This window comes from Pseudogemmobacter lacusdianii (assembly GCF_030848395.1).
GTDB classification, from domain to species: Bacteria; Pseudomonadota; Alphaproteobacteria; order Rhodobacterales; family Rhodobacteraceae; genus Pseudogemmobacter; species Pseudogemmobacter lacusdianii.
Genome location: NZ_JAVDBT010000012.1, coordinates 36,263 through 49,927, shown reverse-complemented (window position 1 = coordinate 49,927; position 13,665 = coordinate 36,263). Strand labels below are relative to the sequence as shown.

Here is a 13,665-nt window from a genome sequence, read left to right as displayed (position 1 = left end):
TTATTCAAGTCCCGCGGCTTTCATCAGCGCTTCAGCTGCCGAATCTGCAAGTTTTTCGCGCGCCTGACCTTGGATTGGAATTTTGCCTGGCTCAAGGAAAAGCGGTGCCGCAAGCGGCGTGACGCGGGGGAGGCGGCGCAATTCTATGCGCCCTTGGACGCGGGTGAGCATCTCTTCGATGCGGGAGAAGTCGATCAGGCCGCGCATCGCCTCGTCCCGCGTCACTTGCAAAAGCAAATGTTCGGGGTCGTAGCGGCGGAGGGTGTCGTAAAGGATGTCCGAGGAGAAGGTGGCTTGTCGCCCGGTTTTGCGGCGTCCTTGATTGCTGCGTTCAGTGAGGCCTGCGACCAGTGCAACTGCGCGGAAGGTCCGCTTCATCAACGCATTGGATTGTAACCAGTTTTCCAAACCTTCCCGGAGGGTTTTAGCGGCGAAAAGCGGCGCGTGATCGGTCACGGGGCTTAGGCCCCAGATCAGGGTTGCATAATCTGTGGCGACGAAGCCTAAGGGGTTAAGGCCCTGATTCTCCATCTGTTTTGTCACAAGCAGTCCAAGCGTCTGCTGAGCGTTGCGGCCGGCGAAGCCGTAGATGCACAGATGCTCGCGTCCATCATGAGGGAAGGACTCTAGGAGAAGCGTGTCACGATTGGGAAGGCGCGACACTTCTGCCTGAAGCCGGAGCCAGTCCGCGGTGTGTTGCGGCAAATCTGGCCAGCTAGCTTGCTGTAATATTTGTAAAATTCTGTCGGCGAGCAGGGTGGATGTCGAAAACTTAGAGCCCCCATAGACCGCGACTTTAGGGTCGGTCGCGGTCGACCGGCTCACCTCCACCGTCATCTCATTCAGCCCCTCATAGCGAACGATCTGCCCAGCAAAGAGGAAAGTATCACCGGGGGTGAGAGAGGAAGCGAAGCTTTCTTCAATCTCACCTAGGGCTTGGCCTCGACTGCGGAACCGGACCTTCAGCATCTCGGTGTCAACAATTGTGCCAAGGTTTTGCCGGATCAGGGCAGCACTTCTAGGATCGCGCAAGTGCCATAGGCCATTGGTCTGCTTCAACCTCTGCCAGCGATCATAGGCGCGGAGCGCGTAGCCTCCGTTTGCCACAAAATCGAGCGCTTTGAGAAAATCATCCCACAACAAGTGGCGATAAGGTCCGGCTGTAATCACCTGCTCATAAAGCGCTACTGCGTCGAAAGCACCGGCGCAGGCGTGTATCAGAATGTGCTGACAGAGCACGTCGAGGGGGCCGGCACCGCGCGGTTCGCCATCAAGATTGTGGGCTTTTACCGCATCTAAAGCTGCTTTGCATTCAATCACTTCAAAGCGATTGGCGGGTACAATAAACGCCTTTGATGGGGTGTTGTAGCGGTGATTGGCGCGGCCGATGCGCTGCACGAGGCGTTTGACGTTTTTGGGGGCTCCGACTTGGACCACCAAATCGACGTCGCCCCAGTCTATGCCCAGGTCGAGCGAGCCGGTGCAGACGACGGCGCGCAGTTCACCGGCCACCATCGCGGCTTCGACCCGCTCGCGCTGCTCGCGCGAGAGGGAGCCGTGGTGGATGCCGATCGGCAACGTGTCGATGTTCGATAACCACAAAGCGTGAAAGAAGAGCTCGGCCTGAGCGCGGGTATTGTGAAAGATAAGTGTGGTGCGGTGTGCTTTGATTAGGTTCAGAATTTCCGGAATGGCGTAACGACCACCTGCACCGGCCCAAGGGGGGGCTTGTGGCGTCTCAAGCATGGAAATGTCAGGATCAGGCCCAGGATCTGCGTTTAGAATTTGGGTGTTGCAGCCCAAGAAGCGGGCAAGGGCGGGGGGATCTTCCACAGTTGCGGAGAGGCCGACTCGACGTAGGCTGGGGGCAAGGCTTTGCAGGCGGGTGAGCAGTAAGCTGAGTTGATCGCCGCGCTTCGATTCGGCCAAAGCGTGGATCTCATCCACGATGACGCGTTGCAGGCCTGCAAATATCTTTGAGGAATCTTCGTAGCTTAGCAGGAGGGCAAGGCTCTCAGGCGTGGTGAGTAGGATGTGGGGCGGATCGACGCGTTGGCGTTTGCGCGCGGTGGCGGCGGTGTCGCTGGTCCGGTCCTCGACCCGGATCGCAAGCCCGGCGCCTTCGATCGGCCTGCGCAGGTTGCGGCGGATGTCTGCCGTTAATGCTTTCAAGGGGGAGATGTAGAGTGTGTGCAAGCCGGCTGGGGGATTTTCGCCCAATTCACAAAGGCTTGGTAGAAATCCTGCAAGTGTCTTGCCGCCCCCTGTCGGGGCGATAAGCAACGTCGAAGGGCGATCGGCGCTGGCAAGCATCGTTTGCTGATGCGGTTGCAACTCCCAACCTTTTGCGGCGAACCAGCGAGACAGAAGGGGCGGGAGGGGGCTCATAATACAAAAGTTAGGTGCTGGTCGGGCAAATGCAATGTCTGCCTGCGCCCGCAGCATTTATCTGCTGAAATTGCTGCAAAACGCGGTCTGTTTTACGTCTGGCTTAGATATGGCGCGCGTATGGAAAACGTATGGCATCAGAGAAAGCCGCAGATCTTAACCTTTTCTTTACAAAGGCCGGCTAACCTGCCCCCATCAGCACATGAAAGGAGGCGTGGCACGCAACGGCAAAACAAAACTTACACGCAACTTGCTGCGCGACGGTGCCAAGAGGTCTTGCGGCAAACCGTTGAGCGGCCTAATCGGAGGGAATGAGGCTTCTATTTCTTGGCGATGTGATGGGCAAAACCGGCCGCTCGGCCGTGGCTGCTCGTTTGCCTGCTCTGCGTGAGGCTTGGGGCCTCGACTTTGTGGTGGTCAATGGCGAGAATGCCACGGGCGGCATGGGGCTTTCGGCCGAACATGCCAAGGGCCTGTTGGCGGCGGGTGCCGATGTGGTGACCTTGGGCGATCATGCCTTTGACCAAAAGGATATCGTGCCCCTGCTTGAGGCAGAGCCCCGTATCTTGCGACCGGTGAACTATTCGAAACTCGCCCCGGGCAAGGGCGCGCGGGTTTTCGACGCGCCCGGTGGGCGCAAGGTTCTGGTGGCGCAGGTTCTGGGCCGGGTCTTCATGAAGCAGCCCTTTGATGACCCGTTCAGCGCGATCGAGCCGGTGTTGAAGTCACATCGTCTTGGCACGGCCGTTCATGCGGCAATCATCGATGTTCATGCCGAGGCAACCTCGGAGAAGATGGGTATGGGGCATTGGTGCGATGGGCAGGCCAGCCTTGTGGTCGGTACCCATACCCATGTGCCGACGGGCGATGCGCAGATCCTAAAGGGCGGAACGGCGTATTTGACCGATGCGGGTATGTGCGGCGATTATGATTCCGTGATCGGTATGGAGAAGATGGAGCCGATGCGGCGCTTTGTGACCGGTATGTCCAAGGCGCGGTTTGAGCCCGCCGGCGGTGAGGCAACCTTGTCGGGGGTCTATGTCGAGACCGATGACAAGACGGGCCTTGCACTGCGGGTTGAGATGGTGCGGCAAGGCGGGCGGTTGCAACAGTCTGGCCCTGCGGCGACGTAAGCGCGGCGAGTGTCTGCAACTGCGCTTGATGTGAGACTGGCTTTGGTTTTCGTGCCTAAACCTGCGCCGAACGTTGAAGGAATGTGCCGATGAGACGCCTATTGCCGATGGTCTTGCTGCTGGCGGCATGTGCGGCGCCCGTGGCATCGCCGGGGCTTCGCTCGGTGAAGCTGAGCCAGGAGGCTTTGACGCTGACTTTGACCAATGGCACCCGCTGCTGGGTGGATTGGCGCCAGGCACCGGTGGGGCGCATGGAGGCTTGCGGCCAAGGCTATGGCTATGCGGTGACCGTTGCGGACAATCCGAACGTCTTGCGTCAATTGGTCGAGGGCGTTGTGCTGGCCTTGGGGGCAAGTGCGGTTCTGGCGCCGATGGCTGAAGTGGTGATCACCGGGCCGGGCGGCACCGATCAGATCTACCGCTTCCCCGAGCGCTAGGGGCGCGCGGCCCTATGAAAAATCGCGCGATTTCGGCGTAAAGAGGCCGCATCGGCGGGGTTGCCCTTGCCGGGGCGGGCAGTGTATGCGGTCCCATCGCAGTAATTGCAGGGGGTCGGGCCATGGCAGGCCATTCGAAATGGGCGAATATCCAGCACCGCAAGGGCAAGCAGGATGCCATCCGTTCAAAGATGTTTTCGAAACTGGCGAAGGAAATCACCGTCGCCGCGAAGATGGGCGATCCTGATCCCGATAAGAACCCTCGGCTGCGACTGGCAGTGAAGGCTGCCAAGGCGCAATCCATGCCCAAAGACGTGATCGACCGCGCGATTAAGAAATCGCAAATGGGCGATGCGGCGGATTACAGCGAGATCCGCTATGAGGGCTACGGCGCGGGTGGCATTGCCATTATCGTCGAGGCTTTGACGGATAACCTGAACCGCACCGCCTCGAATGTGCGCAGCTATTTTTCGAAAGCGGGCGGCAATATGGGGCAGACCGGCTCGGTCAGCCACGGTTTTGATCGTCTGGGTGAAATCTCTTATCCGCTCTCGGCAGGTTCGGCCGATGATGTGATGATGGCCGCAATCGAGGCCGGAGCGGATGATGTGGAGACCGATGACGACGGTCACTGGATCTATTGCAAGATCGAGGAACTGTCGGCGGTCTCCGAGGCTTTGGAGGCGGCGATCGGCGAGTCGACGGAGTCGAAGCTGGTCTGGCGGCCTCAGGTCCGCACCGAGGTGGATCTGGACACGGCGATCAAGCTGATGAAGCTGATCGATGTGCTGGAAGAAGATGATGACGTGCAGACCGTGACCCATAACTTCGATGTGCCCGATGAGGTCGCGGCGCAGCTTTAAGCGCTTGGCCGGTTGATCTGCATTTAGCCCCCGACAGAGTTTCTGCCGGGGGCTTTTTTTGGCCGTTGCCGGGGGTGCTTCGCCCCCCGGACCCCCAGAGAGTATTTTTATCAAGATGAAATTGCAGAGTTTTTGGGTTTGCATTGGCGTGAGGTGCAGGGTTGAGTGGGCCATGCAGGGACGTGCCGTGCAGGCGGGGGAATTCGATGACTGAAGCGGTTTTTGCGGGGTTTTTCACCGGTTTGAGCCTGATCCTCGCGATTGGGGCGCAGAATGCTTTCGTGCTGCGTCAGGGGTTGCGGCGGGAGCATGTCGGGCTTGTGGTCGCGATCTGTGCGGGCTCGGACGCGCTTTTGATTGCCGCCGGGGTTTCGGGCTTTGGCGCGCTTTCGGCGATGGCGCCTTGGCTGGCAGAGACGATGCGGTGGGGGGGCGTTGCGTTTTTGGTGGTTTACGGGGCGTTGCGCTTTGCCGCGGCTGCGCGGGGGGGGGCGGCTTTGTTGCCCTCGGCTGCGCCGGCGGCGGCGCGGGGGCAGGTGGTGGCGACGGCCTTGCTGCTGACTTGGGCCAATCCGCATGTCTATTTGGACACGGTGGTGCTTCTCGGCTCGGTCGCGGCGCAATATCCGGGGCGGGCTATGGGCTTTGCCGCGGGTGCGATGACGGCAAGTGTGTGCTTTTTCACCGCTTTGGGTTATGGCGCGCGCTTGCTGGCGCCGATTTTCGCGCAGGCGAAGGCTTGGGTTTGGCTTGAGATCGGGGTCGGGCTTTTGATGTGGAGCATCGCGGCGGCTTTGGTCTTTTCGTGAGCGCGGGTTTAGGGAACAAAAATGTCTGATAAAGCCGCGAGTGCGGCAGTGGAGCGGCGCAGGCCTTTGCTGGGTATTGCTTGGATGCTGGTCGCAAGCCTTTGTTTTGTCGGGGTGAATGGCGGGGTGAAGTATCTCGGCACCGGCTTGCCGGCGGCGCAATCTTCGTTCATTCGTTTTGCCTTTGGGGCGATCTTCTTTCTGCCGATGGTGCCGAAGATTTGGGCGATGCAGATCTCGGCCCGGCTTTGGCGGATGTTTGGCTGGCGGGCTTTGCTGCATGTGGCGGCGGTGGTCTGCTGGTTTCATGCCATGGCGCGGGTGCCGGTGGCGGAAATTTCGGCGATCGGCTTTTTGAACCCGGTCATGGTGATGCTTGTGGCGGGGATCTTGCTGGGCGATCGGCTGGGGCTGCGGCAGGTTATGGTGGTTCTCGCGGCGATGCTGGGCGCGCTTTTGGTGCTGCGGCCGGGCTTTCGCGAGATCAGTGAGGGGCATCTGTCGCAGCTGGCCGCAACGACCTTTTTCGCGATGAGCTATGTGATCGCGCGCCGTTTGGCCTTGGAGGTGCCGGCGGCGGTCGTGGTTGCGGTGATGTCGATCTCGGTCACTTTTGGGCTGATGCCGCTGGCGGCTGCGGTCTGGGTGCCGGTGAGCGCAGAGCAATTGGCCGTGCTGGCGGGCGTAGCTGCCTTGGGCACGCTGGCGCATTATGCGATGACAAAAGCCTTTGTTGCCGCACCCTTAACGGTGACGCAGCCGGTGAACTTTCTGCAAATCGTTTGGTCGGCGGCTTTGGGGGCCTTGGCCTTTGGCGAGGCGGTGGACCCTTGGGTGCTGGCCGGTGCGGCGGTGATTATTGGGGTTTTGTGCCTCAACACTTGGATCGAGGCGCGCAAAGAGGGACGGGCGAAGGCGGAAGCCTTGGCGGCGGCGGCAGCGGTGGAGAGCTGAGAACGCTGTGGTAACTTTGCGTTGAGAGCCGCCGCTTAGGGTCACGCCGAACAAGCGTTCCTGCGGAGGTGGCCTTATGGCTGACGAGACCGATATTCTGCGCCTGCCGCTGATGCTGCCCAGTCAGGCGCAAAAGCATGTGACCCATAATGAGGCGCTGCTGGCGCTGGACGCTTTGGTGCAACTGGTGGTTTTGAACCGCGATTTGACGGTGCCGCCGGCGCTGCCTGTGTCCGGGGACCGTCATATCGTGGCGGTCGGCGCGACGCTGGATTGGGCCGGGAAGGACCGCCAGATTGCGGTGATGACAGCCGAGGGCTGGCAGTTCTACCCAGCCCTTAACGGCTGGCAGGCGCAGGTGCTGGCCGAGGGCCAAGCGGTGGTCTTTGACGGGTTCGACTGGAAGGGTGTTTCAGAGCTGCCCTTGCAAGTCCGAGAGCTTGGGATCTCGGCCAGTCCGGATGCCACCAACCGGCTGGCACTCTCGGCCCCGGCGACGCTTTTGAACCATGCCGGTGCCGGGCATCAGCTGAAGTTGAACAAGGCCGCAGCGGGCGATACGGCGAGCCTGTTGTTTCAGACCGGTTTTTCAGGTCGGGCCGAGATGGGGACGGCGGGCTCGGATGCTTTCTCGATCAAGGTGAGCGCGGATGGCAGCAGCTTTGTGACGGCGCTTGAGGCCTCGGTCGCTGGGGTGCGGATGGATCTGCCGCTGGTGGGCACGGCGGTGACGCAAAGTGCCGCGGATGCCACTGCGGGGCGGGTGCTGAAGGTTGGCGATTACGGATTGGGGGCGGCGGCGGGGACGGTGATCTACGGACGCGCCAATCTTTTGGGCCCGGTTTCGCAAAGCAGCGGGGCGCCGACCGGCGCGGTGATTGAGCGCGGGACAGGTGCCAATGGTGACTATGTGCGCTTTGCCGATGGCACGCAGATTTGCAGCCTTGCGGCGCTTTCGCTGGCGCATGCCAGCACCGCTTTGGCCGGGCTTTTCCGCTCTGCGGATGTGACTTGGAGCTATCCGGCTGCCTTTGCCGCAGCCCCTGTGGTCAGTGGCGCGGTGGATGACGGTGATTGCTGGCTGGTCACGCAGGGCGCGCCGGGGGCGAGTGCAGCGGTGCTGCGGGCTTTGGCGGCGGTCAGCAAATCGGGCGCGCTCAACCTGCGCATTCAAGCGGTTGGGCGTTGGTTTTAAGCGCGTGTAAACCAATCTGGGACATAATTTACAGGAGCGCTATTTGACACAACCGTGCCGCTGGTGCTTAGGTCTGCCGGTCGCTGGCCTCGGAAAAAGGGGCAGCCACGGGGGATCGGCGCATGAAAATTGTTATGGTTGGCACCGGCTATGTCGGACTTGTCTCGGGCGTGTGCTTCTCGGACTTTGGCCATGAGGTGATCTGCGTCGACAAAGATCCGGGCAAGATTGCGCGGCTGCACGCGGGTGAAGTGCCGATCTACGAGCCGGGGCTTGAGGCTTTGCTGGCCAAGAACGTCGCCGCTGGGCGGCTGAGTTTCACCACCGATCTTGCCGAGGCCGTCGATGGCGCAGGGGCGGTTTTCATTGCCGTTGGCACGCCGACGCGGCGCGGCGATGGCCATGCCGACCTGAGCTATGTGATGGCGGCGGCTGAAGAAATTGGCAAAGCTTTGACAGGCTATGCGGTCGTGGTGACGAAATCCACCGTGCCGGTTGGCACCAATCGCAAAGTGGCCGAGGTGCTGCGGGCTGTGAGCCCTGAGGCGGCGTTTGATGTGGCCTCGAATCCCGAGTTTTTGCGCGAGGGGGCGGCGATTGACGACTTCATGCGCCCCGACCGCGTGGTCGTGGGGGTCGAAAGTGAGCGGGCGCAAAAGGTGATGGCCGAGGTCTATCGGCCGCTCTTCTTGCGTGAGTTTCCGGTGGTTTATACCGGGCTTGAATCGGCCGAGATGATCAAATATGCGGCCAATGCTTTCCTTGCGACCAAGATCACCTTCATCAATGAGATCGCCGCTTTGTGCGAGCGGGTGGGGGCGGATATCAAATCGGTCGCCAAGGGGATCGGCATGGATGGGCGGATCGGCAATAAGTTCCTTCATGCCGGGCCGGGCTATGGCGGGTCGTGTTTTCCCAAAGATACCAAGGCCTTGGCGCGGATTGGCCAAGAGCATGCGGTGCCGATGCAGATCGTGGAAACCGTCATCAAGGTGAATGATGAGGTAAAACGGCGGATGATCCTACGCATTGAGGATCTTTGTGACGGCGTGCTGCGCGACAAGGTGATTGCGGTGCTGGGGGTGACGTTCAAGCCCAATACCGACGATATGCGGGATGCGCCGAGCCTGACGATTGTGCCGGCTTTGGTGGGGGCGGGGGCTAGGGTGCGGCTTTGCGATCCGCAAGGCCAGCACGAGGGGCAAGCTTTGCTGCCCGGCGTGAAATGGTCCGATAATCCCTATCAGGCGGCGCAAGGTGCGGATTTGGTTGTGCTTTTGACCGAGTGGAACGAGTTCCGCGCCTTGGATCTGCAACGGATGGCACGCAAGATGGCGCAGCCTAAGATGGCCGATCTGCGCAATATCTATGACCGGGACGAGGTTCTGTCAGCGGGATTTAGCCATTATGTCGGGGTGGGGCGCTAAAGCAGCCCCGCGAAAGCGGCGCCCAGCATCAGCGCTTGGCCGCTGGGGGAGCTGCGTTTTGCGCCAAGGTTTTGGAAGCTTTGCACCCGGCGCCAGCCGCTTTTGGGCATGGCGAGGAAGGCTTCCAAAACACCTTGCGCCTGGGGGGTGAGAAGGGGGCTTTGCCCCTGCAGGGCAAGGGCATGGGCTTCGATCTCGGACCGCCATTGTTGGGTTAAAACCCGGTTAAGTCGCGACAAGGCTTGTCTGCGCCCGGTGGCACCAAGGGCGTTGCTGCTGTGCTGGCGGTAGAGTGCGGTGGGCAGCGGGTCGAGGATCAGCCGCGCGCCGGCCCCGGCGCTGAGTTGGTAGATCCACCAATCGTGAAAGGCGATGCCCTGTGGCGCTCCGGCATGGCGCAGAAGGTCGAGGGTCGCGGCGTTGAACATCATCGTATGGCCAGCAAAGAGGTTTTGCACCAAGGATGCGGCAAAGCTGGGCTGGGCGCGGCCGGAATGGCTGCGGCGAAAGGGCTTGCCGGCTTCATCGGCCAAAAGGCTTTCGGCGGCGTAAAGCGCCGGGCCTGTGGCGCTGTGAAGCCGCCGCAAGCCGCGCGCCAATTTGCCTTTGAGCCAAATGTCATCTTGATCTGCCAAGGCTATGGGGCCGCGCGGCAGGTCAGGATGGCAAAGTGCCGAGAGAAAATTGGCCGCCGCACCTTGTTGCGGGCCTTGGATCAGTTGCACCGGATGGTTACGGGCGAAATCTTGCAAAAGCGTTAAGGTCGCATCACTCGAGCCATCATCCGAGACGAAAAGCCGCCAATTGCGGTGGCTTTGCGCGGCGATGCTGGCCAATTGCGCCGGCAGATGCGCCGCTCCGTTGCGGGTGGCCATCACAATGGTGATCTCCTCGGCCGCCGCTTTGTGCATCCCCAACCACCGCTTGTGCCAAGGCCCTTTGCGCAGCATGGGCGGCGTCGGCTTTTCGCGCAAGCCTCACCACGCCAGCCCGTCGGAAAATGCCCGACATTCAAGGTGAATTGCAGGCAATTGCCGCGGTTCTGCCGCGCTTCCTGCCCGCTGCGGCACGTCTTTGCACGCAGAGAGAGAGCGGGATGTGGTGCTGTGAAGTTGGGGGTTTTCGTGGCGTTTCGGTTTGAATTGTCCGAGGTTTTCACCTCGGCACCTGCGCATATGATTGCGGGGATTACAGATTTTCTGGTGAGCGAAGAGGGCGGGCGGCGCTTGCTTTACGCGGCCAACCGCTCGGGCGGGGGGGTGACAAGTTTTGACATCACCGGCGCGATGCAACTGGTCGATCAGCAAGGCGTGACGGTCAGTTCTGCGCTTCCCGCGCCGCCAAGTTTGGCGCTGATGTCGTTGGGCGGCGCGAAGAGATTGCTGGTGACGGGCAGCGATCAGCCCTCATTGCTGACCTATTTGGCCAGCGACACAGACCCGATTGGCCGGGTGCTTTTGCCGCCGGGCGGGCCGGTGGGCGTGGTCTCGGCACTTGAGGCGGTCACGATCGGGGGGCAGAGCTATATCTATACCGGGCTTACCAACAGTGGCGCGGTCACGGGCTATCATTTGCTAGCTGATGGCGCGTTGCAACATTTGCAGACCCAGCTTTTGGCCGAGACGCAGCAGGGGCTGAACCTTGCGCAATTGCAGCAGATCAGCGTCGGTGGCGTGACCTATTTGGCGGCGGCGATGATCGCGGAAGACCGGATTGATCTTATGCGGATCGGTGCGGATGGGCGGCTGTCGCAGACCAGCTCGATCGGGGCGGAGCTTGGGCTGGGCATCAATGCGCCTTCGGCTTTGGGCGCCGTGGTGGCGCATGGCGTGACTTACCTTTTGGTGGCCGCTGGGGCCTCGCATAGTTTTACGGTGATCGAGGTGGCGCAGGATGGCGCGATGCTGGTGCGCGATCATATCGGCGACACGCTAGAGACAAGGTTTCAAGCGGTGCAGGCTTTTGACAGCTTCACCTATGCCGGGCGCAGCTTTGTGGTGCTGGGCGGAGGCGATAAAGGCGTTGATCTGCTTGAGATTTTGCCCGGCGGTCGGCTGATCCATCTGGCGCAAATCCTGGATACGGATGCCACAAGCATGGACGGGATCACCGCGATCAACGCGCAAGTGATCGGCGCGCGGGTCGAGATTTTTGTGGCGAGCGAGGCGGCCGGGATCACGCGCTTGACGCTGGATCTGGCCGCTATCGGCGCGGTGCGGATGGGGGGGGCGGGGGCCGACACGCTGCAGGGCACCGGGGGGGATGATCTTTTATCGGGTGGCGACGGGGCCGATCTGTTGAACGGCGGTGCGGGCGATGATGTGCTGATCGATGGGCCCGGAGCCGATACGATGACGGGCGGCGGCGGGGCCGATATCTTCGTTCTGAGCACTGATGGGCAGTTGAACATCATCACCGATTTTCAGCCGGGGATCGACAGGATCGATTTCTCGGCTTGGGGGCGGATCTATGATGTCTCGGCGCTGCGGATCACCGCGACCGCGAATGGCGCGCGGATTACCTATTTAGAGCAAGAGCTTGAGCTGCGCTCGGCCAATGGTCAGCCCCTGAGCGCGACGGGGCTGATCACCGCCGGAACCTTTGCGCTATGGCATATTCCGGCGGCTTTTACCCTGCGCCAGCAGGCGATCACCGGCACTGCCGCCAGCGAGCGGGTCAATGGCACCGAGGATGATGACCTGCTGATGATCTCGGGTGGGAATGACACGATCGACGGGTTCGGCGGCGAGGATATGCTGGATTTCAGCGGCAGCGCGGCTGCGGCTTCGATTGATATGCTGGCCGGGCTGGCGCGCGTGGGCAGTCGCGACCGGGTGGAGTTTCGCGGCATCGAGGGGATCACCGGCACAGGGTTCAATGACACGCTGACCGGCGATAACGCAGCCAATACGCTTTATGGCGGCGATGGCGCGGATATGATCTCGGGTCGCGGTGGCGATGATCAGATCTATGGCGGTGAGGGGCATGACACGCTGGAGGGCGGCGCGGGGGGCGATGCCTTTTACGGCGGGGCTGGCAATGATCTGGTGATTTACTGGAGTTCGCCGGTGGGGTTGCGGATCGATATGACGCAGCCCGACACCTCGACGGGCGAGGCCTATCGCGACAGTTATGAGGGGATTGAGCGGATCGCGGGAACGCTGCACCGCGATGTGATGATCGGCGATGATGAGGCCAATCACCTGATCGGTCTTTCGGGGGGCGATCACCTGATCGGCGGCGCTGGCAATGATATTTTACAAGGCGATGATGGCGATGACACGCTTTCGGGCGGCAGCGGGGCGGACATAATTTACGGCGGAAATGGCTGGGATATGGCCTATTATTGGGATGCGACCGCGGGGGTGCGCGCCGATATGTTGACCATTGTGGCCACCAGCGGCGATGCCGAGGCGGATCAGTTTTCCTCGATCGAGCAGTTGGCCGGGTCGAACTTTAACGATCAGTTGTTGGGCACTCACGGGGCGGACCGCTTGGACGGGCTGGATGGGGATGATGTGCTGTACGGGCGCGGCGGCAATGACATTTTGGTCGGTGGCGCGGGCAATGACAGCATGTCGGGCGGCGGCGGGGCCGATATTATCTATGGCGGCGCGGGCATGGATCTGGCGTTTTACTGGGATGCGCCGGGGCCGGTGCGTGCCGATATGCTGACGATTGTTGCCACTTTTGGCGATGCCGCCAATGACCAGTTCAATTTGGTCGAGATGATGGCGGGCACGTTTTACAACGATTACCTCTTGGGCGATCACAACGCCAATTGGCTGGACGGCCTGCCCGGCAATGATGCGCTTTACGGGCGCGGCGGCAATGACTCGCTTTTTGGCGGCGCGGGCAATGACAGCCTTTCGGGCGGGGCGGGCGCGGATTGGTTATACGGCGGCGATGGCTGGGATATGGTGTTTTACTGGGATGCGCCGGGGCCGGTGCGCGCCGATATGTTGCAGGTGCAAAGCACCTCGGGCGATGCGGCGGGCGATGTTTTCCACTCGATCGAGGTGCTGGCGGGGTCGTTTTACAATGACGTTTTGCTGGGCGATGAAACGGCGAACCAGATTGACGGTTTGACCGGGAATGACCGCATTCTGGGCCGCGGCGGCGATGATGTGCTTTTGGGTGGGGCCGGCAATGACACGTTGCAAGGCGATGACGGCAATGATGTTTATTACGGGCAGGCCGGGGCGGATACGTTCATCTATCACGCCGGTCATGATGTGATTGCCGATTTCGCGCCCGGCGAAGACCGGATCCAGATTGCGCGAACGGCGCTGCCAAGCGGGGTAAGCTCGGTGCAGGATTTGGTTGCAACCGCGCGTGAGATGCCGGCGGCGCATGCGGTGCGGCTGATGTTCAGCGATGGCCACAGTCTGACCATTCACGGCATTTCGGATGCGGATCTTTTGCTGGATAGAATGGTGCTGATTTGACCGGCCGGGGC

At 61.2% G+C, this 13,665-nt stretch carries 10 protein-coding genes; 8 read left to right on the top strand and 2 right to left on the bottom strand.

Features of this window, described 5'->3' with window-relative positions; all coding sequences use genetic code 11:
- Window positions 1-2,388: a ligase-associated DNA damage response DEXH box helicase gene (locus Q9295_RS12925; RefSeq protein WP_306681065.1), complete on the bottom strand. Its 2,388-nt coding sequence runs from the start codon at window positions 2,386-2,388 to the stop codon at window positions 1-3.
- A gap of 311 nt (window positions 2,389-2,699) precedes the next feature.
- Between Q9295_RS12925 and Q9295_RS12920 the strand changes: the two genes are divergently transcribed.
- From Q9295_RS12920 to Q9295_RS12890, 7 genes are all read left to right on the top strand, one after another.
- Complete coding sequence (locus Q9295_RS12920; protein WP_306680977.1) at window positions 2,700-3,521, top strand: TIGR00282 family metallophosphoesterase; 822 nt, start codon at window positions 2,700-2,702, stop codon at window positions 3,519-3,521.
- Between the two features lie 89 nt (window positions 3,522-3,610).
- A complete protein-coding gene (locus tag Q9295_RS12915) occupies window positions 3,611-3,958 on the top strand; it encodes a hypothetical protein (protein ID WP_306680976.1) in 348 nt (115 codons plus the stop codon).
- A 122-nt stretch (window positions 3,959-4,080) separates the two neighbouring features.
- Complete coding sequence (locus tag Q9295_RS12910) at window positions 4,081-4,821, top strand: YebC/PmpR family DNA-binding transcriptional regulator (protein ID WP_306680975.1); 741 nt, start codon at window positions 4,081-4,083, stop codon at window positions 4,819-4,821.
- Between the two features lie 206 nt (window positions 4,822-5,027).
- On the top strand, window positions 5,028-5,630 hold the full coding sequence (locus Q9295_RS12905; protein WP_306680974.1) for a LysE/ArgO family amino acid transporter: 603 nt from the start codon (window positions 5,028-5,030) through the stop codon (window positions 5,628-5,630).
- 21 nt (window positions 5,631-5,651) lie between these two features.
- Complete coding sequence (locus Q9295_RS12900; protein ID WP_306680973.1) at window positions 5,652-6,584, top strand: DMT family transporter; 933 nt, start codon at window positions 5,652-5,654, stop codon at window positions 6,582-6,584.
- A gap of 76 nt (window positions 6,585-6,660) precedes the next feature.
- Window positions 6,661-7,779, top strand: a complete 1,119-nt coding sequence (locus Q9295_RS12895) for a DUF2793 domain-containing protein (protein ID WP_306680972.1) — start codon at window positions 6,661-6,663, stop codon at window positions 7,777-7,779.
- Between the two features lie 122 nt (window positions 7,780-7,901).
- Window positions 7,902-9,206: a UDP-glucose dehydrogenase family protein gene (locus Q9295_RS12890; RefSeq protein WP_306680971.1), complete on the top strand. Its 1,305-nt coding sequence runs from the start codon at window positions 7,902-7,904 to the stop codon at window positions 9,204-9,206.
- Here the strand turns inward: Q9295_RS12890 and Q9295_RS12885 are convergent.
- On the bottom strand, window positions 9,203-10,117 hold the full coding sequence (locus tag Q9295_RS12885; RefSeq protein ID WP_306680970.1) for a glycosyltransferase family 2 protein: 915 nt from the start codon (window positions 10,115-10,117) through the stop codon (window positions 9,203-9,205). The two genes, Q9295_RS12890 and Q9295_RS12885, sit on opposite strands and share 4 nt — an antisense overlap.
- A 195-nt stretch (window positions 10,118-10,312) precedes the next feature.
- Here Q9295_RS12885 and Q9295_RS12880 point away from each other — a divergent pair, with 195 nt between their 5' ends.
- Entirely contained in the window at window positions 10,313-13,654 is a 3,342-nt protein-coding gene (locus Q9295_RS12880) for a calcium-binding protein (protein ID WP_306680969.1), read from the top strand.
- Window positions 13,655-13,665: the final 11 nt, after the last annotated feature.

What these genes read in the sequence shown, in the direction of transcription:
- Q9295_RS12925 (WP_306681065.1), bottom strand. Translation starts at nt 2,388, where the DNA reads ATGAGCCCCCTCCCGCCCCTTCTGTCTCGCTGGTTCGCCGCAAAAGGT.
- Q9295_RS12920 (WP_306680977.1), top strand. Translation starts at nt 2,700, where the DNA reads ATGAGGCTTCTATTTCTTGGCGATGTGATGGGCAAAACCGGCCGCTCG.
- Q9295_RS12915 (WP_306680976.1), top strand. Translation starts at nt 3,611, where the DNA reads ATGAGACGCCTATTGCCGATGGTCTTGCTGCTGGCGGCATGTGCGGCG.
- Q9295_RS12910 (WP_306680975.1), top strand. Translation starts at nt 4,081, where the DNA reads ATGGCAGGCCATTCGAAATGGGCGAATATCCAGCACCGCAAGGGCAAG.
- Q9295_RS12905 (WP_306680974.1), top strand. Translation starts at nt 5,028, where the DNA reads ATGACTGAAGCGGTTTTTGCGGGGTTTTTCACCGGTTTGAGCCTGATC.
- Q9295_RS12900 (WP_306680973.1), top strand. Translation starts at nt 5,652, where the DNA reads ATGTCTGATAAAGCCGCGAGTGCGGCAGTGGAGCGGCGCAGGCCTTTG.
- Q9295_RS12895 (WP_306680972.1), top strand. Translation starts at nt 6,661, where the DNA reads ATGGCTGACGAGACCGATATTCTGCGCCTGCCGCTGATGCTGCCCAGT.
- Q9295_RS12890 (WP_306680971.1), top strand. Translation starts at nt 7,902, where the DNA reads ATGAAAATTGTTATGGTTGGCACCGGCTATGTCGGACTTGTCTCGGGC.
- Q9295_RS12885 (WP_306680970.1), bottom strand. Translation starts at nt 10,117, where the DNA reads ATGCACAAAGCGGCGGCCGAGGAGATCACCATTGTGATGGCCACCCGC.